The 17,200-nt window shown below is 71.7% G+C and carries 17 protein-coding genes; 9 read left to right on the forward strand and 8 right to left on the reverse strand.

Annotation, left to right across the window (positions count from 1 at the left end):
• The first annotated feature begins 1 nt into the window (after position 1).
• Both AC07RM_RS36065 and AC07RM_RS36070 read left to right on the forward strand, forming a co-directional pair.
• On the forward strand, positions 2–1,600 hold the full coding sequence (locus AC07RM_RS36065) for a phospholipase D family protein (protein ID WP_495337547.1): 1,599 nt from the start codon (positions 2–4) through the stop codon (positions 1,598–1,600).
• Between the two features lie 113 nt (positions 1,601–1,713).
• A complete protein-coding gene (locus AC07RM_RS36070) occupies positions 1,714–2,502 on the forward strand; it encodes a fumarylacetoacetate hydrolase family protein (RefSeq protein WP_495337548.1) in 789 nt (262 codons plus the stop codon).
• A 10-nt stretch (positions 2,503–2,512) separates the two neighbouring features.
• On the opposite strand, the gene AC07RM_RS36075 is transcribed toward AC07RM_RS36070, so the two are convergent.
• Complete coding sequence (locus AC07RM_RS36075) at positions 2,513–3,451, reverse strand: LysR family transcriptional regulator (protein ID WP_093350643.1); 939 nt, start codon at positions 3,449–3,451, stop codon at positions 2,513–2,515.
• 96 nt (positions 3,452–3,547) lie between these two features.
• Here AC07RM_RS36075 and AC07RM_RS36080 point away from each other — a divergent pair, with 96 nt between their 5' ends.
• Genes AC07RM_RS36080 through AC07RM_RS36100 form a run of 5 tightly spaced genes read left to right on the forward strand, consistent with a single transcriptional unit; the run spans position 3,548 to position 8,307 of the window.
• Positions 3,548–4,009, forward strand: coding sequence for a nuclear transport factor 2 family protein (locus AC07RM_RS36080; protein WP_495337549.1), 462 nt, complete (start codon positions 3,548–3,550; stop codon positions 4,007–4,009).
• Positions 4,006–5,166, forward strand: coding sequence for an iron-containing alcohol dehydrogenase family protein (locus tag AC07RM_RS36085; RefSeq protein WP_495337550.1), 1,161 nt, complete (start codon positions 4,006–4,008; stop codon positions 5,164–5,166). The genes AC07RM_RS36080 and AC07RM_RS36085 overlap by 4 nt, the downstream gene beginning before the upstream one ends.
• A gap of 48 nt (positions 5,167–5,214) precedes the next feature.
• Positions 5,215–6,135, forward strand: a complete 921-nt coding sequence (locus tag AC07RM_RS36090) for a TauD/TfdA dioxygenase family protein (protein WP_495337551.1) — start codon at positions 5,215–5,217, stop codon at positions 6,133–6,135.
• Positions 6,132–7,286, forward strand: coding sequence for an alpha-hydroxy acid oxidase (locus AC07RM_RS36095; RefSeq protein ID WP_495337552.1), 1,155 nt, complete (start codon positions 6,132–6,134; stop codon positions 7,284–7,286). Before AC07RM_RS36090 ends, AC07RM_RS36095 begins: the two co-directional genes overlap by 4 nt.
• A gap of 25 nt (positions 7,287–7,311) precedes the next feature.
• Entirely contained in the window at positions 7,312–8,307 is a 996-nt protein-coding gene (locus AC07RM_RS36100) for a Bug family tripartite tricarboxylate transporter substrate binding protein (protein WP_495337553.1), read from the forward strand.
• Between the two features lie 10 nt (positions 8,308–8,317).
• Here the strand turns inward: AC07RM_RS36100 and AC07RM_RS36105 are convergent, their stop codons facing one another.
• The 5 genes from AC07RM_RS36105 to AC07RM_RS36125 all read right to left on the reverse strand — a co-directional run bounded on the left by AC07RM_RS36105 (position 8,318) and on the right by AC07RM_RS36125 (position 12,759).
• Positions 8,318–8,962: a LysE family translocator gene (locus AC07RM_RS36105; RefSeq protein ID WP_495337554.1), complete on the reverse strand. Its 645-nt coding sequence runs from the start codon at positions 8,960–8,962 to the stop codon at positions 8,318–8,320.
• A 22-nt stretch (positions 8,963–8,984) separates the two neighbouring features.
• A complete protein-coding gene (locus tag AC07RM_RS36110; protein ID WP_495337555.1) occupies positions 8,985–9,626 on the reverse strand; it encodes a YceI family protein in 642 nt (213 codons plus the stop codon).
• A gap of 32 nt (positions 9,627–9,658) precedes the next feature.
• Positions 9,659–10,243: a YceI family protein gene (locus tag AC07RM_RS36115; protein ID WP_296797595.1), complete on the reverse strand. Its 585-nt coding sequence runs from the start codon at positions 10,241–10,243 to the stop codon at positions 9,659–9,661.
• Entirely contained in the window at positions 10,240–10,851 is a 612-nt protein-coding gene (locus tag AC07RM_RS36120; RefSeq protein ID WP_093350663.1) for a cytochrome b, read from the reverse strand. Before AC07RM_RS36120 ends, AC07RM_RS36115 begins: the two co-directional genes overlap by 4 nt.
• 69 nt (positions 10,852–10,920) lie before the next feature.
• Positions 10,921–12,759, reverse strand: coding sequence for an ATP-binding response regulator (locus AC07RM_RS36125; RefSeq protein WP_495337556.1), 1,839 nt, complete (start codon positions 12,757–12,759; stop codon positions 10,921–10,923).
• An 80-nt stretch (positions 12,760–12,839) separates the two neighbouring features.
• Between AC07RM_RS36125 and AC07RM_RS36130 the strand changes: the two genes are divergently transcribed.
• Entirely contained in the window at positions 12,840–14,087 is a 1,248-nt protein-coding gene (locus AC07RM_RS36130; RefSeq protein ID WP_495337557.1) for a THUMP domain-containing class I SAM-dependent RNA methyltransferase, read from the forward strand.
• Positions 14,088–14,094: 7 nt separating this feature from the next.
• Positions 14,095–14,550: a PIN domain-containing protein gene (locus AC07RM_RS36135; protein ID WP_093350670.1), complete on the forward strand. Its 456-nt coding sequence runs from the start codon at positions 14,095–14,097 to the stop codon at positions 14,548–14,550.
• An 11-nt stretch (positions 14,551–14,561) separates the two neighbouring features.
• Here the strand turns inward: AC07RM_RS36135 and AC07RM_RS36140 are convergent, their stop codons facing one another.
• Together AC07RM_RS36140 and AC07RM_RS36145 are read right to left on the reverse strand one after the other, a co-directional pair.
• Positions 14,562–15,461 (reverse strand): BUD32 family EKC/KEOPS complex subunit, encoded by a 900-nt coding sequence (locus tag AC07RM_RS36140; protein ID WP_093350673.1) that lies wholly within the window; start codon positions 15,459–15,461, stop codon positions 14,562–14,564.
• Positions 15,458–17,173 (reverse strand): FMN-binding glutamate synthase family protein, encoded by a 1,716-nt coding sequence (locus AC07RM_RS36145; protein WP_093350675.1) that lies wholly within the window; start codon positions 17,171–17,173, stop codon positions 15,458–15,460. The genes AC07RM_RS36140 and AC07RM_RS36145 overlap by 4 nt, the downstream gene beginning before the upstream one ends.
• Positions 17,174–17,200 lie beyond the last annotated feature (27 nt).

Raw genomic sequence — 17,200 nt, forward strand, 5'->3', positions numbered from 1 at the left:
GATGGCCCGACGCCTGCTGTCGCGCTGTGGGCCCTGGGTGTTCGCCATCGCGGCCGCGCTGCTGGCCGCCGGTTGCGCCACCTTGCCCGACGAAGCTCCGCGCGCCCCCGCCAAGGCCATCGCCGTGTCGAAGGACACCGCGCTCGGGCGCATCGCGCTGGCCGCGCAGCCCGACCCCGACCTCAGCGGCTTTCGCCTCATGCCGGGCGGCGACTTCGCCTTCGACACCCGCATCCAGCTCGCGCGCCGGGCCCAGCGCACGCTCGACGTCCAGTACTACCAGATCGAGAACGACGAGACCGGTCGCTACCTGCTGCGCACCCTGCGCGATGCCGCGCAGCGCGGCGTGCGGGTGCGCGTGCTGATGGACGACCTCTACACCGCGGGCGAGGACGAGCTGCTGCGCGGCTTCGCGGCCACGCCCAACGTCGAGCTGCGCCTGTTCAACCCCTTCCCGGCCGGCCGCGGCAGCCTGCTCGCGCGCTTCACCGCCTCGCTGTTCGACTTCAGCCGCGTCAACCGGCGCATGCACAACAAGCTGTTCATCGCCGACGGCGCGATGGCCGTGGCGGGCGGGCGCAACATCGGCAACCAGTACTTCCGGCGCACCGCGGGCGAGAACTTCATCGACCTCGACACCTTCGTGACGGGCGCGCTGGTCCCGCGCCTGGGCAGCCTGTTCGACCAGTACTGGAACAGCCCCTACGTGCGGCCCGTCGAATCGGTGGTGGCGAGCGCGCTGCCTGCCGACGAACTGCAACGCCGCTTCGAGGCCGCCACCGGCCCCGACACCACGCCGCCGCCGCCGAAGCCCGCGCCCAACGACCTGCTGGGCTACGGCCCGATCGCCGAGGACCTCGACGCTGGCCGGCTCGGCCTGATCTGGACCACCGCCGAGGCCTATGCCGATTCGCCCGATCGCGTGATCGGCAAGACCGCCTCGTACGGCGGCGTGCCGCTGCTCGACGTCGACAGCGTGCGCTACAACGTGGTCGAGCAGATGCGTCGCGCGCGCAGCGAGGTGACCATCGTCTCGCCCTACCTGATCCCCGGCGCCGCGGGGCTCGAGGTGATGAACGAGATCCGCCGGCGCCAGGTGAAGATCAGCGTGGTGACCAACTCGCTCGCCGCCACCGACGAGCCGCTGGTGCACACCGCCTACCGCCGCTACCGGCCCGAGATGCTGCGCCTGGGCGCCGAGCTCTACGAACTCAGCACCAACCGCACCCGCCGCAGCGTGCGGCTGGGCCTGTTCGGCACCTCGGTCGGCCGGCTGCATGCCAAGTCGGCGGTGATCGACCAGCGCATCCTGTTCGTCGGCTCGATGAATTTCGACCCGCGCTCCGAGGTCCACAACACCGAGATCGGCCTGTTCATCCGCAGCCCCGAGATGGCGCAGCAGGCGCTGAAGCTGCTCGAGGTGCTCAAGCAGCAGGGCGCCTACAGGCTGCGCTTCGCCGAAGGCAGCGACTCGCGCCTGGAGTGGGTCAGCGAGGAGGCCGGCAAGACCACGGTGCTGAGCGAGGAGCCCGACTCGGGCTTCTGGGACCGCACCATGCTCGAACTGCTGGCGCCGCTGACGCCGGAGAGCCTGCTCTAGGCGGTCTAGGCGGCTTTCGCAAACCGTCGGTTTCCGTTCCGCAAACCTCGGCCTGTCATGCTGTGGTGCCTCTGCGAGCAGGGGGCCCGAACACCACCGACAGGAGCACGCGCATGAGATGGATCCACTACACCGCGCCCGGCGCGGCCGCCAGCAGCTACGGCGTGCTGGAGGACGACCGCGTCCGCGCGGTGAACGGCAGCCCCTTCGGCGGCCACGACTTCACGGGCGCCGTGCATCGCCTGGCCGACGTGCGGATCGAGGTGCCGCTGCTGCCGCGCACCTTCTATGCGGCGGGGCTCAACTACGTGCGCCACATCAAGGAATACGCCGAGCGCAGCGGCCAGACGCTCGCAATCCCCGAGAAGGCCGACATCGGCTACCGCGCGGTCAACGCCCTGGTTCCGCACGAGGCAGCCGTCGTCATTCCGTCCAACGCGAAGCAGGTGGAGTACGAGGGCGAGCTGGTCGTGGTGATCGGCCAGAAGGCCCGCCACCTGAGCGAGGCCGACGCGCTGTCGTGCGTGCTGGGCTACACCATCGGCAACGACGTGAGCGAGCGGCTCTGGCAGGCCTCGGACCGCACCTTCTGGCGCGCCAAGAACAGCGACACCTTCAAGCCGATGGGGCCGTGGATCGAGACCGACTTCGACCTCGACGCGGCCCGGACCACGGTGCGCGTCAACGGCGAGGTGAAGACGCAGTTCCGCACCGGCGAGATGCTGTTCGGCATCGCGACCTTCATCAGCGCGATGACGCGGCATCTCACGCTGTACCCGGGCGACGTGATCTGGATGGGCACCGACGGCAAGTCGCCGCACCTGAAGGCCGGCGATGTCGTCGAGGTGGAGATCTCGGGCCTCGGCTGCCTGCGCAATCCCTTCGTCGCCGAAGAGACCTGAGGGCGACCGTTCAACGGCCCGCGGTGCCGCGCGCCGCGGTGGTGGCCGGCAAGGCCCAGTCGGGCGGATGGCGCGACCATTCGCGCAGGAACTCCAGCAGGTGGCGCACGCGGCTGGGCATGTTGCGCCGGGTCGAGAACACCACGTGGATGTCGAGCTCCTCGGGCACCGCGCCGGGCAGCAGGGCCTCGAGCGTGCCGGCCTTCAGTTCCTCCGACACCATGTAGTGCGGGTGCAGCGAGATGCCGGTGCCCAGCAGCGCGCACTGCTTGATCGCATCGCCCATGTTGGCGCGCACGGTGCCGCGCACGCGCACCTCCTGCGGCGGGTTGCCGGCGAACTTCCACACGCCCGAGCCCGACTTGATGATGTGCACCAGGCAGTTGTGGCGCGCCAGGTCGGCCGGCGTGGCGGGCCGGCCGTAGGCCTTCAGGTAGGCCGGCGACGCCACCACCACCTGCGGCGCCTTCAGCAGCGATTGCGCGACGTAGCTCGCGTCCTCGAGCGAGGGGGCGATGCGGATCGAGAGATCGAGCGCCTCGGCCACCAGGTCGGAGCGGCCGTCGTCATGGACCACCGTCACCTCGATGTCCGGGTAGCGGTGGGTGAACTGCGCCACCACGCGCATCAGGTGGTAGGCGCCGAACGAGGGCGGCGTGCCCACGCGGATCGCACCGCGCGGCAGCTGCACGGCATCGCGCACCTCGCCCTCGATCGCCTCGTAGCGCTCCAGCAGGTCGCGCCCCGAGTCGAGCACGCGCGCGCCGGCCTCGGTCAATGCCACCTGCTTGGACGTGCGCTTGAGCAACTGCGCGCCCATCGAGGCTTCGAGCCAGGCCACGTGCTTGGTGATGGTGGCGCGCGACACCGAGAGCTGCATGGCTGCGCGCGCGAAGCTTCCGCAGCGCGCGACCTCGGTGAATATCTGAAGGCAGCGAAGGCGATCCACGTCGTTCGACCCGGTTCAAGGTTTCCAAATCGCAAACCTTGGATTGTCGAACAGGGTGTGTCAGCGGGCAAGCCGACTCCTAGACTCGTCCGCCACATGACCGCCGATGTTTCCATTCCTGACGCCGCGCGCCTGCTGCCCGAGCTGACGCAGGCGCTGCACCGCTTCTTCCATGCGCTCGACCGGCGCGACTACGACGCGATGCTCGCGCTGTTCGCCGACGACTGCCGCTGGCTGCGCCAGGGCCGGTGGCTCGAGGGCAAGCCGGCCGTGCGCGCCGCGCTCGAAGCGCGCGCCGCCGATGTCGAGACGCGCCATGTGCTCACCAATGCTCATGTGAGCGCGCAGGACGGCACATCGGCCGAGGTCGAGGCCTACATGACGGCCTACCGCCATCCCGCCGCCGCGCAGCCCGACGGCGCGCCGCCGCGCATCGCCGGGCCGCTGCGCTTCAACCTGACGACCACCGTCTTCCGCCGCGATCCGGGCCATGGCTGGCGCATCGCCGAGCAGCGCATGGTGACGGCCTTCGACTTCGCCTCCGCTTCCGCCGAATGAACGCCTTGCCCGCCTCCTTCGTCCACCGCGGCGTCGCCACGCGGCTGGTGATGCGCGAAGGCGCCATCGACGGCCTGCGCGCCGAGCTCGATGCGCTGGGCATCGCGCGGCCGCTGGTGCTGGGCGGCGCGCGCACGCAGTGCTCGGCCCTGTTCGCGCGCAGCCTTGCGGCGCTGGGCGACCTGCCGCATCTGCTGGCCGACCCGGTGCCCGCGCATTCGAGCGTGGCGCTGGTCGAGCAGCTGGCCGCGCGGGCGCTCGCCGAGGGCGTCGACGGCTTCGTCGCCATCGGCGGCGGCAGTGCCTCCGACACGGCCAAGGCGATCGCGCTGCTGATGGCGGAGGGCGGTGCGCTCGCCGACCACGCGGTGCGCTTCACGCCGCCCGATTCGCTGGTGGCGCCGCGCCTCCTCGCGCCGAAGCTGCCGATCGTGGCCGTTCCGCAGACCGTCTCCGGCGCCGAAGTCACGGCGTCGCTCGGCGTGCGCGGCGACGACGGCGCCAAGCTGTTGTTCACCGATGTGCAGCTCGCTGCGCGGCTGGTGCTGATCGACCCGCGCGCCAACCTCGAGATCCCCGCGGCGCTGATGTGCGCCACCGGCATGAACGGACTCGCGCATTGCCTCGAGGGCCTCTATTCGATGGAGCGTTCGCCGCTGGCCGAGACGCTGGCGCTCGATGCGATGGCGCGCTTCGCGCAGGCGCTGCCCGCCGTCCACCGCGATCCGCGGGACGTCGCGGCGCGCGCCGCGCTGCTCTATGCCGCGCACCTCTCGGGCCAGGTGCTGGTCAATGCGCGCACCTGCCTGCATCACGCCGTGTGCCATGCGATCGGCTCGGTGACCGGCGTCGGCCACGGCGATGCCAATGCCGTGATGCTGCCGCACGCCATCGCCTTCAATGCCGAAGCCGCGGCCGGGCCGCTGATGCGCGCCGCCGCGGCGTGGGGCGCGCCCGGCGTGCCCGCGCTGGTGGATGCCCTGCGCGCGCTGCAGGCGGCCATCGGCGTGCCTACGCGGTTGCGCGACATCGGCGTGCCGCGCGATGCGCTCGACCGCATCGGCGCCAAGACGATGCGCGAACGCGGCCTCTACTACAACCCGCGGCGCGTCGCCGGCGCGCACGAGATCCGCGCGCTGCTCGACGCCGCGTACTGACGGCCTTCCCCGAACACGACCCCCTTCATTCGCCAGAGGACTCCATCCATGACCATCCGCATCGTTCCCGGCGGCGCCACCCTCGGTGCCCGCGTCGAGGGACTCGACCTGTCGCGCCCGCTGTCCGCCGGGGTCTTCGAACAGCTGCTGCAGGCGCTCGGCCGCCACGGCGTGCTGAGCTACCCCCGGCAGGAACTGTCCGCGACCCAGCTGCGCGACTTCTCGGCGAACTTCGGCCGGCTCGAGGTCAACGTGGCGGGCGCCTACCAGGAGCCGGGACTGCCCGAGGTCATGGTGCTGTCGAACATCGTCGAGAACGGCAAGCCGCTCGGACTCTCCGACGCGGGGCAGGACTGGCACACCGACATGTCCTACAACCGGATGATCGCGTTCACCAACGTGCTCTACGGCATCCGGATTCCGCACCGCGACGGCCAGCCCCTCGGCAACACCGAGTTCTGCAACATGCATGCGGCGCACGAGGCCCTGCCCGATCCGTGGAAGCGGCGCCTCGAGGGCATGACCGTGCTGCACGACTTCGACAAGTTCTGGGAAATGATGCGCCGCGAGCGCGGCAGCACGCGTCCGCCGCTCACGCCCGCGCAGCGCGCGGCGCGGCCGCCGGTCTCGCATCCGCTGTTCCTCGTGCACCCGATCACGGGCCGGCGCGTGCTCTACGCCAACCCGGGCTATGCGATCCGCATCAACGAGATGGACGAGAAGGAAAGCGCCGAGGCGCTCGAATTCCTCTTCGCGCACCAGACCCGCCCCGAGTTCCGCTATGCCCATCGCTGGGAGGTCGGCGACGTGCTCATGTGGGACAACATGGGCACCATCCACAACGCGATCCCCGACTACCGACCCGACGAGCCGCGCTACATCAAGCGCTGCCAGGTGATGGCGACGCGCTTCTTCCATGACGACGGCACGCCGCGCGCGGTGGCCGACACGGCGCTGGCCGGCGCATGACGCACAGCGCGGCCGCCTGCTATTCGATCGCCGACCTGCGCACGCTCGCGCGCCGGCGGCTGCCGCGCGCCGTGTTCGATTTCTTCGACGGTGGCGCCGAGGACGAGCGCACGCTCGCCGGCAACGGCCGCGCCTTCGAGCGCTGGCAGCTCGCGCCGCGCGTGCTGGTCGACGTGGCGGATGCCTCGTCCGCCTGCAGCCTGCTGGGCGCGCCCGCGGGCATGCCGGCCGCCATCGCGCCGACCGGCGCGGCGGGCTTCGGCTGGCGCGGCGCGGACCTGGCGCTCGCACGCGCGGCGGCCAGGATGGGCCTGCCCTACACCCTGTCGAGCAGCGCCACCACCGCCATCGAGACCATCGCCGAGCAGGCGCCCGGGCGCCTGTGGTTCCAGGCCTATGTGCTGCGCAACCGGGACTTCTTCTGGCAGCTGGTCGACCGTGCCCGCGAGGCCGGGTACGAGGCACTGGTCATCACGGTCGACCTGCCCGTCGGCGGCAAGCGCGAGCGCGATTTCCGCAACCACTTCTCGATTCCGTTCCGCTTCACCTCGCGCAACGTGCTCGATTTCGCCTCGCGGCCGCGCTGGGCTTTCGACATGCTGCTGCGCGGCCTGCCCGCAATGGAAAACCTGCGCGGGCTCGAGACGGCGGCGACCAGCGCGGGCGCCATCGCCTCGTCCGTCGGCCGCAGCTACGACCCCGCCTTCGACTGGGCGCGGCTGGCCGAGGTGCGCGAGCGCTGGCCGCGCAAGCTGATCGTCAAGGGCGTGAGCCGCGCCGACGATGCCACGCGCCTGGCCGCCATGGGCGTGGACGCCATCGTCGTCTCCAACCATGGCGGCCGGCAGCTCGACGGCGCCGTCCCCAGCCTGCAGGCGCTGCCCGAGGTGCTGCAGGGCGTGGCCGGGCGCTGCCCGGTGCTGGTCGACGGCGGCATCCGCCGCGGCGCGGACATCGCGAAGGCGCTGGCCCTGGGCGCGCACGGCGTGCTGCTGGGCCGCGCGACGCTGTTCGGCGCGGTGGCCGCGGGCGACGCCGGTGCGCAGCGCGCCCTCGACATCCTGCACGACGAACTGCTGCGCACGATGCGCCTGTGCGGCGCTCCGGGCGTGGCGCAGCTCTCGGCCGACCTGCTGCGGCCGGCCCCGTGAATCCCCGAACCGAAAGGAAAACAAGATGACGAGACATCTCCCCACCCGCCGCCTGCTGCTGATCGCCGCCGCGCTGCTCGGCAGCGCCGGCCTCCACGGCCGCGCGCAGGCCCAGAACGACTACCCTGACAAGCCGATCAAGCTCGTGGTCGGCTACAGCGCCGGCGGCCCGACCGACATCCTGGCGCGCGTGTTCGCGCAGGACATCGGCACCGCGCTCGGGCAGTCGGTCATCGTGGAGAACAAGCCGGGTGCCAACGGCAACATCGCCACCGAGTACGTGCAGCGCGCCGCGCCCGACGGCTACACGCTGGTCGTCAACACCATCTCGCACAACGTGAATCCGCTGCTGCAGCCCGAGCGCGTCAAGTACGACCCGGTCAAGGATTTCACGCCCGTGAGCATGGTCGCGGTGCTGCCGCAGCTCATCGTCGTGGCCGGCGACTCGCCGTACAAGACGCTCGGCGACCTGGTGAAGAAGGCGCAGAGCGGGCCGAGCGCGGTCAGCTACGGCACGGCCGGCGTGGGCGGCTCGGCGCACCTGGCGGCCGCGCTGCTCGAGCAGCGCACCAGGACGAAGATGAACCACATCCCGTTCAAGGGCAACGCGCCGGCGCTGACCGAGGTGATGGCGGGCCGGGTCGACTTCATGTTCTTCCCGATGGTCGGCGTGTCCGACTTCGTCGCGAGCGGCCGCATCCGCATCCTGGCCGCCACCACCGCCCAGCGGCATCCCGACTATCCGCAGGTGCCCACCACCGCCGAGCTCGGCTTCAAGGGCTTCGAGGACTATGCGCAGCCGATCGGCTTCATCGCGCCCGCGGGCCTGCCCGCGCCCATCGCGGCCAAGCTCGACACCGCCATCGCCGCGGCGCTCGCCAAGCCGGCCATGCAGGCCAGGCTCAAGTCGTTGGGCGCCGAGGTCAAGCATCTCGGGCCGGCCGCGTACCGCCAGTGGCTCGGCGAGGACCGGGCTCGCTGGGCCCAACTGATCCAGAGCGCCGGCATCAAGGGCGAGTGAGCGTCCCGCCTCAGGTCCCGCGCACCGCCGACCACATCAGCCGCAGCCCCAGCAGCCCCATCACGCCGCCGGCCGCGCGGTCGATCCAGGTCTTGTAGCGCAGGTAGGCCGAGCGCGGCGCCGCCGACGACAGCGCGAGCGCGACGATGGCGTACCAGCCGGTCTCGATGCAGAAGATCACGGCCGGCACCGCGAGCGCCAGCACCAGCGGCACCTCGCGCGGCAGGAAGGCCGCGAAGATGCTCGCGTAGACCACGGCCGTCTTCGGGTTGCTGACCTGCGTGGCCAGCCCGAGCAGGAAGGTGCGCTTGCCGCGGCCGCCCGATGCGGCGGGCGTGCCCGCCTCCGGCGCCATCGCGAGCGGCTGCCGCGCGCCGCGCCAGATGCGGATGCCGAGGTAGACCAGGTAGGCGCCGCCGAAGCCCTTGATCGCGAGGTAGAGCGCCGGCACCGCGAGGAACGCGGCCTGCAGCCCCGCGAGCGCCGCGATCGCGAACACCAGCCCGCCCGCGCCCATGCCGAGCGCGGCCGCGAGGCCGTCGGCACGGGAGGCCACGGCCGTGCGCGCCACCATCACGAAGCTCGGGCCCGGGCTCATCGCGCCCACGGCCATGGCGCCGGCGATGCCGAGCAGGGAAAGGGTGGTGTCCATCATCGGAAGTGCTCTCTTTCGGAATTCATTGCTGCACGTTCACCGCCTCGACCTGCACCAGCAGCTTCACCTTGTTCTCGAAGCCGAAGTTCAGCCCCCAGGTGATGCCCCAGTCGCTGCGCTCGACGGTGGTCTCGAAGTCGCCGCCGCAGACCTGGCGGTTGATCAGCGGGCTCAGGTAGCAGTTGAAGCGCACGGCCTTGAGAGTGACGGGTTTGGTCTGCCCCATCAGCGTGAGCGTGCCGGGCACCTCGGCCACCTTGTCGCCGCTGAAGGCGATGCGCTCGGCGACGAAGCGGCCGGTGGGGAATTCGGCGACGTTGAAGAAGTCCTTGCTCTGCACGTGCCGGTTCAGCAGGTCGACGCCGGTGTTGATCGAGCTGATGTCCATGGTGATGTCGACCTTGCCGCTGGTGCCGGCGGCATCGATCTGCACGCTGCCGTCCTTGGTGCTGAAGCGGCCGCGGTTGGTGGTGGTGCCGTAGTGGCCCATCTCGTACATGACGAAGGTGTGGGTCGGGTCGACCACGTAGCTGGCACCCTTGACCGGGCCGCCCGCGGGCTTGGCCGCGACGGGCGGGGCGGTGTATTCCTGCGCGGCGGCAAGGCCGGACGCGGCGAGCGCGAAGCCCAGCAGGGCGGCGGGAAGCAGTGTCTTGTTCTTCATGGCGGGTGCTGCGTGCGGGGGAGTGTGTGGGGTCAGGGCGCGCCGAGGCCGTCGACGACGAGCTTGAAGCGCACCTGCACGTCGTTGGCGATCACCGAGGTGTCGGTCCATTCGCCGTCGCCGACCTTGTAGTCGATGCGCTGCAGCACGAAGCTGCCGCTGGCCACCGATTGGCCGTTGGCGGCCGGCGCGATCGTCACGGGCACGGTCAGCGGCCTGGCGATGCCCTTGAGCGTGAGCTTGCCGGCCATCTCGAAGCGGCCGTCGCCGAGCGCCTTGATGGCCGTGGTCTGGAAGCCGGCCTGCGGGAAATGCGCGGCATCGAACCATGGCGCCTTGGGCAGCTCGGCATCGGTCATCGGGATGCCGAAGGCCGCGCTCGCGGTGTCGATCTGCAGCGCCACGCTGCCGCCCTCGGGCTTCTTCGGGTCGAAGGCGATGCGCGCGTCGAACTTCTTGAACGAACCCTCGACCGGCACGCCCATCTGCTTGCTCACGAACACGATCTGGCTTTTCTCGGGCACCAGCCGCGCGGGCGGTGGCTCGGCATGGGCCGCTGGAAGGAGGAGCGTGGCGAGCGCCAGCGCGCCATGCCAGCGGTGAAGAAGGGAGGTCATGCGTTGGGTTTCCTGGAAGTCGACGACGGCCCGGGCCACATGCGCCGCAGCAGGCCGTCGCGCGCGATCCACTGGTGCTTGACGACGGCCGCGACATGCAGCACCGAGACGGCGGCCAGCAGGTAGGCGCCGGCCCGGTGCAGCGGCTGCAGCCACTGCTCGGCGAGCGCGCGGTCCACGGGCACGAAATCGGGCAGCGGCAGCACGCCGAACCACACCACCGGCACGCCCAGCGCCGAACTCTGGGCCCAGCCCAGCAGCGGCACGGCGAAGAACAGCAGGTACATCAGGCGGTGGCTGATCGTGCGGCCCGTGCGCTGCCAGCGCGGCATGGCGGCCAGCACGAAGTCGGGCACGCCGGGCGGCGGATGGCCGAGGCGCCACAGCAGGCGCACGGCGGACAGCAGCAGGATCGCGATGCCGGTCCACTTGTGCCAGCTGTAGAAGCGCACGCGCTGCGGCGAGAACGGCAGCCCGGTCATGTACAGGCCCAGCCCGAGCGCGCCGAGGATCAGCAGCGCCAGCAGCCAGTGCAGCCCGATCGCGACCGGCGTGTAGCGGGCCGCCTTCAGTTCGGCGAGGGTCGGCGGGGAGGAGGCGGTGGGCATCGGCGGGCGGGCCGGCATCGGGGATGGCGCGCAGCATAGCTCGGAACGCCGCGCCCGGTGGTACCGCTCCTACTGCGGCGGCGCCTGCTGCGCGCGCCGCAGCAGCGCATGCAGCTCGGCCGGCTGCACCGGCTTGCGCAGCGCATGCCAGCCGCGCTCGTTGGCCAGCCGCTGCGTGGCCTCGTCGATGTCGGCCGACACCAGCGAGATGGCCAGCGCGGGCTTGAGCTGCTGCAGCCGGGTGGCCAGCGCGATGCCGTCGAGCGCGCCCGGCAGCCGGATGTCGCACAGCGCGAGGTCGAGCGCCTGCAGGTCGGCCAGCGCCAGCGCCTCGGCGGCGCTGCCGTAGACGCGCGGCTGCGCGCCCCACTGGCGCAGCAGCGACTGCAGGCTGTCGGCGACCACGGCGTTGTCCTCGACCACCAGCACCGCGAGGCCGGGGCGCAGCGCGGGCGCGGCCTCGGGCGGCGGCTTCAGGGCGGTCGGTGCCAGCGGCGCCGCGTCGGCGGGCGCGGCCGCGAGCTCGAAGGCGAACACCGAGCCGCGGCCGGGCGCCGAGCGCAGCACCACCTCGATGCCGAGCTGGGTCGCGAGCCGCCGCACGATCGCCAGCCCCAGGCCGTGGCCGCGCTGCAGGTTGCGCTCGACGTTGCCGATCTGCTCGAAGTCGCCGAACACGCGCTCGTGCGCCTCGGGCGCGATGCCGATGCCGCTGTCGCGCACCTCGACGCGCCAGGCGGCTCCGCCTTCGCCCTCACCCTCGCGCCGGCGCGCGCGCACCGCCAGCAGCACGCGGCCCGCGGGCGTGAACTTGACGGCGTTGTCGACCAGGTTGGCGAGCACGCGGCGCAGCGAGACCGCGTCGCTCCAGGCCACCGCGTCGCTCGGGCAGCGCACCAGCACGCGGCGTTCGCCGGCCTGGCGCGCGAGTTCGTGCAGCAGCGGCGCCAGCGCGACCGCGGCCGGGCGCAGCGGGTCGGCCGCGGCCTCGATGCGGCCGATCTCCAGCAATTGGTTGGTGAGTCCTTCCAGCGCCTGCTGGGCGCGTGCCAGCGAGCCCACCGTGTGCTGCACCGCCATCGTGTCGGCGCCTTCGCGCAGCTGCTGGCGCAGCACCTCGGCCTGCAGGCCGATGGCCATCACCGGCTGGCGCAGGTCGTGGTTGGCGGCCGAGAAGAAGCGCAGCCGCTCGGCCTGGGCCTGCTCGGAGGCGCGCAGGCCGGCCAGCGCCTGCTCGCGCAGGGTGCGCTCGTTGAGGCGCAGGCCGATGTTCTCCTCGAGCTGGCGCGAGCGCTCGGCCACCAGCTTCCACATCATGGCGGTGAGGCCGGCGCCGATGACGGCGACCGCGATCATCATCGGCGGCCCGAGCCAGATGCCCATCACGATGATCGGCGCCAGCAGCAGGGTGATCGCGAGCTGCGTGGCCGGCGTGTAGAACGAGACCGAGAAGGCGGCCGACAGCGTCATGCCCATCACGATCACGCCCAGCAGCAGCTGCAGCTCGATGCGCGAGGGGTCGAACAGCAGCACGCCGGCCGCGCCGTGCGCCAGCTCCCAGATGCCGGTGCGCAGCACGTGCACGCGCTGGGCGCGGCGCAGGCTGTCGGGCGTGAAGGGCTCGGGCAGGCGCTGCGGCACGAAGGCGCGCATCACCGTCACCAGCGTGATCAGGCCCAGCCAGGCCAGCGACAGCGGCAGCGAGAACTGCCAGGCGAACAGCGCCGCGATGCCGCAGTTCAGCAGGTACTGCACCGCCAGGATCGGCCCGATCGGCTGCACCGAGATGCGCAGCACCTCGCACTGGATGGCGAAGCCGTCGTCCCGCGCGGCCCCTGGCGCTTCGGGGTTTCCGCCGGCGCTGGCGGGGCGGGCGGCGGGCGCCGCGGAGTCGTGCAGGGGCTTCATGGACCGGACCACTATAGGCAAGCAGGGCGACACAGCGACAATGGCAATCCCGTAGCCGGCCGTCGACCAAGCGAACTTCCGTGAATGATCTCTCCCTTTTCCTGCCTTGCGCCGCCGGCGTCGAGGAGTTTCTCGCGCAGGAGGTGCATGCGCTCACCGGCCGTGCCGGCGACGACCTGCTGATGCTGCGCGGCGGCGTGCGGGTGCGCGCCGACTGGCGCGAGGTGCTGCAGCTCAACCTGCACTGCCGCCTCGCGCAGCGCGTGCTGGTCGAGCTGGCCCAGGGCCTGTACCGCAACGAGAACGACCTCTACGGGCTGGCCAGCGGCGTGGCCTGGGAGATCTGGTTCACGCCCAGGCAGACCTTCAAGATCGAGACCACGGCCCAGCACAGCCCGCTGCAGAGCCTGAACTTCGCCACCCTGCGCATCAAGGACGCGATCGCCGACCGCTTCCGTGCCCGGGCCGGCGGCGTGCGCCCCAGCATCGAGACCCAGTGGCCCGACTGCCGCGTGTTCGCGCACCTGACCACCGACACCTGCACCCTCTACATCGACACCTCGGGCGAGCCGCTGTTCAAGCGCGGCTGGCGCCAGGACAAGGGCGACGCGCCGCTGAAGGAAACCCTGGCCGCCGCCATGCTGGCCGCCAGCGGCTGGTGGAACCCCGAGACCGGCGAGGTCGCCGACAAGCCGCTGTACGACCCCTGCTGCGGCAGCGGCACCATCGCCATCGAGGCGGCCCAGATCGCGCTCGGCATCCCGGCCGGCTGGCTGCGCCGCTTCGGCTTCGAGAAGCTGCTGCCGTTCCAGCCCCACGTGTGGGCCGCGGTGCGCGCCGCCTCCGAGCCGCCGGCGGCCGAAGCGGGCGCCGCGCCGCGCATCTTCGGTTCCGACGTCTCGCACCGCATGGTCGATTTCGCGCAGCGCAACGCCGAGCGCGCGGGCGTGGACCAGGCGATTGAGTTCCGCGGGGGCGACGCGCTGCAGCGCATGCCGCCCGCCGAGGCCGGCCTGATCGTGCTGAACCCGCCCTACGGCGAGCGCATAGGCATCGGCGGCGTGGCGCGCAGCGGCGCGCGCGAGACCGCGCAGGTGGCGGCACCCGCCGAGGGCGAGGCGGAGGGCGACGGCGGCGAATTCTTCCCGCAGCTCGCGAGCCACTGGAAGAAGAACTACCCGGGCTGGACCGCCTGGGTGCTCACGCCCGACCTCAAGCTGCCCAAGCGCATGCGCCTGAAGGAATCGCGCCGCGTGCCGATGTGGAACGGCCCGATCGAGTGCCGGCTGTTCCGCTTCGACATGGTCGCGGGTTCGGCGCGGGGCTAGCGGCTTCATGCGCGTGTCCGCAGACAGCCCGGCGCTGCCCGCGCCGCCATCGATCGTCATCGACACCAACATCGCGCTCGACCTGCTGGTGTTCGAGGACCCGGCCTGGGCCCCGCTGGCCGCCGTGCTCGCGGCCGGTGAACTGCGCTGGGTCGCCACCGAGCCGATGCGCGGCGAGCTCGCGCGCGTGCTGCGCTATCCGCTGATCGCGCGCCGCATGGCGCAGCGCGCGCTCGAGCTGCCGGCCGTGCTGGCCGATTTCGATGCGCGCGCGCGGCTGGTGGAGGGCGTGCCGAAGCGCGCGCCCTACGTCTGCAGCGACCCCGACGACCAGATGTTCGTCGACCTCGCGGTGGCGCACCGCGCGCGGCTGCTCAGCAAGGACAAGGCGGTGCTCTCGATGCGCAAGCGGCTGGGCACGCTCGGGGTGGCGGTGCAGGCGGCCTTCGAGCCGCTGCCGTAGCCGGCTGGCGCTCAGGCGCCGTGCCAGCGCCCGAGCAGCCGTGCCACGGCGCGCACGCGCTGCGTGTCGCGGCCCCAGCGCCGGCTCGCGGGCAGCTTCTGCGCCCACTTCATGCGCCGCGCCGCGTTCGCGATGCGCTCGCGCACGTCGGCGTTCACGTCGGCCAGCGCCGCATGCCAGTGCTGGCCGGCGGCGTCGGGCGCGGCGGCCTCGAGCATCATGGCCGTGGAATGCAGGTAGCTGAGCCAGTCGCGCGCCTGGCATTCGGCCAGCGTCATCACCTCCGAGGGGTCGTCCTCGAAGTCGATGTAGCCGATCACGCCGTCGGGGCACTGCACCAGGTTGCGGTCGAAGGCCTGGCTCAGGTGCTGGCCGTGCGCATGCACGGTGGCGATCGCCGCCAGCCCTTCGCGCCAGACCGCGAGCAGCGCGGCCGGGCCGGCGGTGGCGGCCTGGTCGAGCCGCTCCTGCAGCACCACGGTGCCGCGGCCGCTGGCGCCCAGGTCGGAGATCAGCAGGCCGTCGGCCTGCTCGGCCAGCACCCGGGGCACGCGCAGGCCGGCCGCGGCCAGTTGGCGCAGCCGGCGCGCCTCGGTCGCGATGGCGGCCTCGCCGCCGGGGTTGGGCACCGGCTTGATGATGTCCAGCCGCGCCATGCGCGCCACCGCGGCCATCACCCGGTAGCCCCACTTGCCGTGGCGCGGGCCGGCCTTCTTGAGCCACACGCGCTCGTCGCCGAAGCGGTGGCTGGCCACGTTCTTGGCCTGGCGCGGCAGGGTGGTGCGCAGGAAGGCCGCGTAGTCGCCCGGCGCGGGCGGGGAGGGGATCGCATCCAGCGGGGCCGGGCCCGAGGCCACGCCCTTGCGCATCGAAAGGCGCGCGCCGGCGCCGCCACGTCGCAGCGGATTCATGCGGCCAGCGCGAGCCCCTGGGATGCGGCGGGAGCGCTCTGCATGCCCTGCATTCCCTGTGTCAGGGGTTGGAAACTGTCGGCACTGGCCAGCGGCCAGTAGGTGCGGAACACGTTGTGCTGCTCGTCGAGCGGGCCCAGCAGCGCGCCCGGCTGCACCTGCATCACCAGGTTGCTCAGCAGGCGCACCTCGGTGTCGGAGATGCGGCGCACGATGTGGTGGGCGGTGATCTGCTGCGGATGGTCGAGGCCGGCGGCCTGCACCAGCTCCTGCAGCGCATGCAGCGTGCTGCGGTGGAAGTTGCGCACGCGCTCGGCCTTGGTCGGCACCACCAGCGCCTGCTGGCGCACCGGGTCCTGCGTGGTCACGCCGGTCGGGCAGTGGCCGGTGTGGCAGCTCTGCGCCTGGATGCAGCCCAGCGCCATCATGAAGCCGCGCCCCGCGTTGCACCAGTCGGCGCCCAGCGCCATCATGCGCGCCAGGTCGAAGGCGGTGATGACCTTGCCGGCGCAGCCCAGCTTGATGCGGTGGCGCAGGTTCACGCCCAGCAGCGTGTTGTGCACCAGCAGCAGGCCTTCCTGCAGCGGCGCGCCCACGTGGTCGCTGAACTCGACCGGCGCCGCGCCGGTGCCGCCCTCGGCGCCGTCGACCACGATGAAGTCGGGCGTGATGCCGGTGGCCTGCATCGCCTTGACGATGCCGAACCATTCCCAGGGATGGCCGAGGCAGAACTTGAAGCCGGTGGGCTTGCCGCCCGAGAGCTCGCGCAGCCGGGCCACGAAATGCATCATCTCGGTCGGCGTGGAGAAGGCGCTGTGCGAGGAGGGCGAGATGCAGTCCACGCCGATCGGCACGCCGCGCGCGGCCGCGATCTCGGGCGTGACCTTGGGTGCCGGCAGCACGCCGCCGTGGCCGGGCTTGGCGCCCTGGCTCAGCTTGATCTCGATCATCTTCACCTGCGGGTCGCGCGCATTGGCGATGAAGCGTTCCTCGCTGAAGGTGCCGTCCTCGTTGCGGCAGCCGAAGTAGCCCGAGCCGATCTCCCAGATCAGGTCGCCGCCGTGCACCCGGTGGTGCTGCGAGATCGAGCCCTCGCCGGTGTCGTGCGCGAAGCCGCCGCTCTTGGCGCCCTGGTTGAGCGCGAGGATGGCATTGGCCGAGAGCGCGCCGAAGCTCATGGCCGAGATGTTGAACACGCTGGCGCTATAGGGCTGCGTGCAGACCTGGGCCGGGTTGGCATCGGCCGGCTGCGGCGTGCCGCCGATCACGATGCGGAAGTCGTGGTTGGCGAGTTTCGTCGGCTGCATCGAGTGGTTGATCCACTCGTAGCCCGCGATGGTCACGTTGAGCTGGGTGCCGAAGGGACGGTTGTCGGGCTCGCCCTTGGCGCGCTGGTAGACCAGCGAGCGCTGGGCGCGCGAGAAGGGCGCGGCCTCGGCGTCGCTCTCGATGAAGTACTGGCGGATCTCGGGCCGGATGAATTCCAGCAGAAAACGCAGGTGCCCGATCACCGGGTAGTTGCGCAGGATCGCGTGCCGGGTCTGCCGCAGGTCGTGCACGCCGGTGCCCGCGAGCACCGCGAACACCACCAGCGCGAGCCAGGCGAACCAGAGATGGGGGGAGGCCAGGACGAAGGCCAGGCTGGCCGCGAAACCGGCCACGCACAGGGCGAAGGCGGTGTAGCGGACCGGAAACGGAGTGATCGTGGGCATGGTTGTGAGGGGCTGCCGGAGCCTGCT

Source organism: Variovorax sp. GW821-FHT09B05 (assembly GCF_059418265.1).

What these genes read in the sequence shown, in the direction of transcription:
- AC07RM_RS36125 (WP_495337556.1), bottom strand. Translation starts at nt 12,759, where the DNA reads ATGAAGCCCCTGCACGACTCCGCGGCGCCCGCCGCCCGCCCCGCCAGC.
- AC07RM_RS36080 (WP_495337549.1), top strand. Translation starts at nt 3,548, where the DNA reads ATGACCGCCGATGTTTCCATTCCTGACGCCGCGCGCCTGCTGCCCGAG.
- AC07RM_RS36090 (WP_495337551.1), top strand. Translation starts at nt 5,215, where the DNA reads ATGACCATCCGCATCGTTCCCGGCGGCGCCACCCTCGGTGCCCGCGTC.
- AC07RM_RS36115 (WP_296797595.1), bottom strand. Translation starts at nt 10,243, where the DNA reads ATGACCTCCCTTCTTCACCGCTGGCATGGCGCGCTGGCGCTCGCCACG.
- AC07RM_RS36110 (WP_495337555.1), bottom strand. Translation starts at nt 9,626, where the DNA reads ATGAAGAACAAGACACTGCTTCCCGCCGCCCTGCTGGGCTTCGCGCTC.
- AC07RM_RS36065 (WP_495337547.1), top strand. Translation starts at nt 2, where the DNA reads ATGGCCCGACGCCTGCTGTCGCGCTGTGGGCCCTGGGTGTTCGCCATC.
- AC07RM_RS36120 (WP_093350663.1), bottom strand. Translation starts at nt 10,851, where the DNA reads ATGCCCACCGCCTCCTCCCCGCCGACCCTCGCCGAACTGAAGGCGGCC.
- AC07RM_RS36100 (WP_495337553.1), top strand. Translation starts at nt 7,312, where the DNA reads ATGACGAGACATCTCCCCACCCGCCGCCTGCTGCTGATCGCCGCCGCG.
- AC07RM_RS36105 (WP_495337554.1), bottom strand. Translation starts at nt 8,962, where the DNA reads ATGATGGACACCACCCTTTCCCTGCTCGGCATCGCCGGCGCCATGGCC.
- AC07RM_RS36135 (WP_093350670.1), top strand. Translation starts at nt 14,095, where the DNA reads ATGCGCGTGTCCGCAGACAGCCCGGCGCTGCCCGCGCCGCCATCGATC.
- AC07RM_RS36070 (WP_495337548.1), top strand. Translation starts at nt 1,714, where the DNA reads ATGAGATGGATCCACTACACCGCGCCCGGCGCGGCCGCCAGCAGCTAC.
- AC07RM_RS36085 (WP_495337550.1), top strand. Translation starts at nt 4,006, where the DNA reads ATGAACGCCTTGCCCGCCTCCTTCGTCCACCGCGGCGTCGCCACGCGG.
- AC07RM_RS36145 (WP_093350675.1), bottom strand. Translation starts at nt 17,173, where the DNA reads ATGCCCACGATCACTCCGTTTCCGGTCCGCTACACCGCCTTCGCCCTG.
- AC07RM_RS36095 (WP_495337552.1), top strand. Translation starts at nt 6,132, where the DNA reads ATGACGCACAGCGCGGCCGCCTGCTATTCGATCGCCGACCTGCGCACG.
- AC07RM_RS36140 (WP_093350673.1), bottom strand. Translation starts at nt 15,461, where the DNA reads ATGAATCCGCTGCGACGTGGCGGCGCCGGCGCGCGCCTTTCGATGCGC.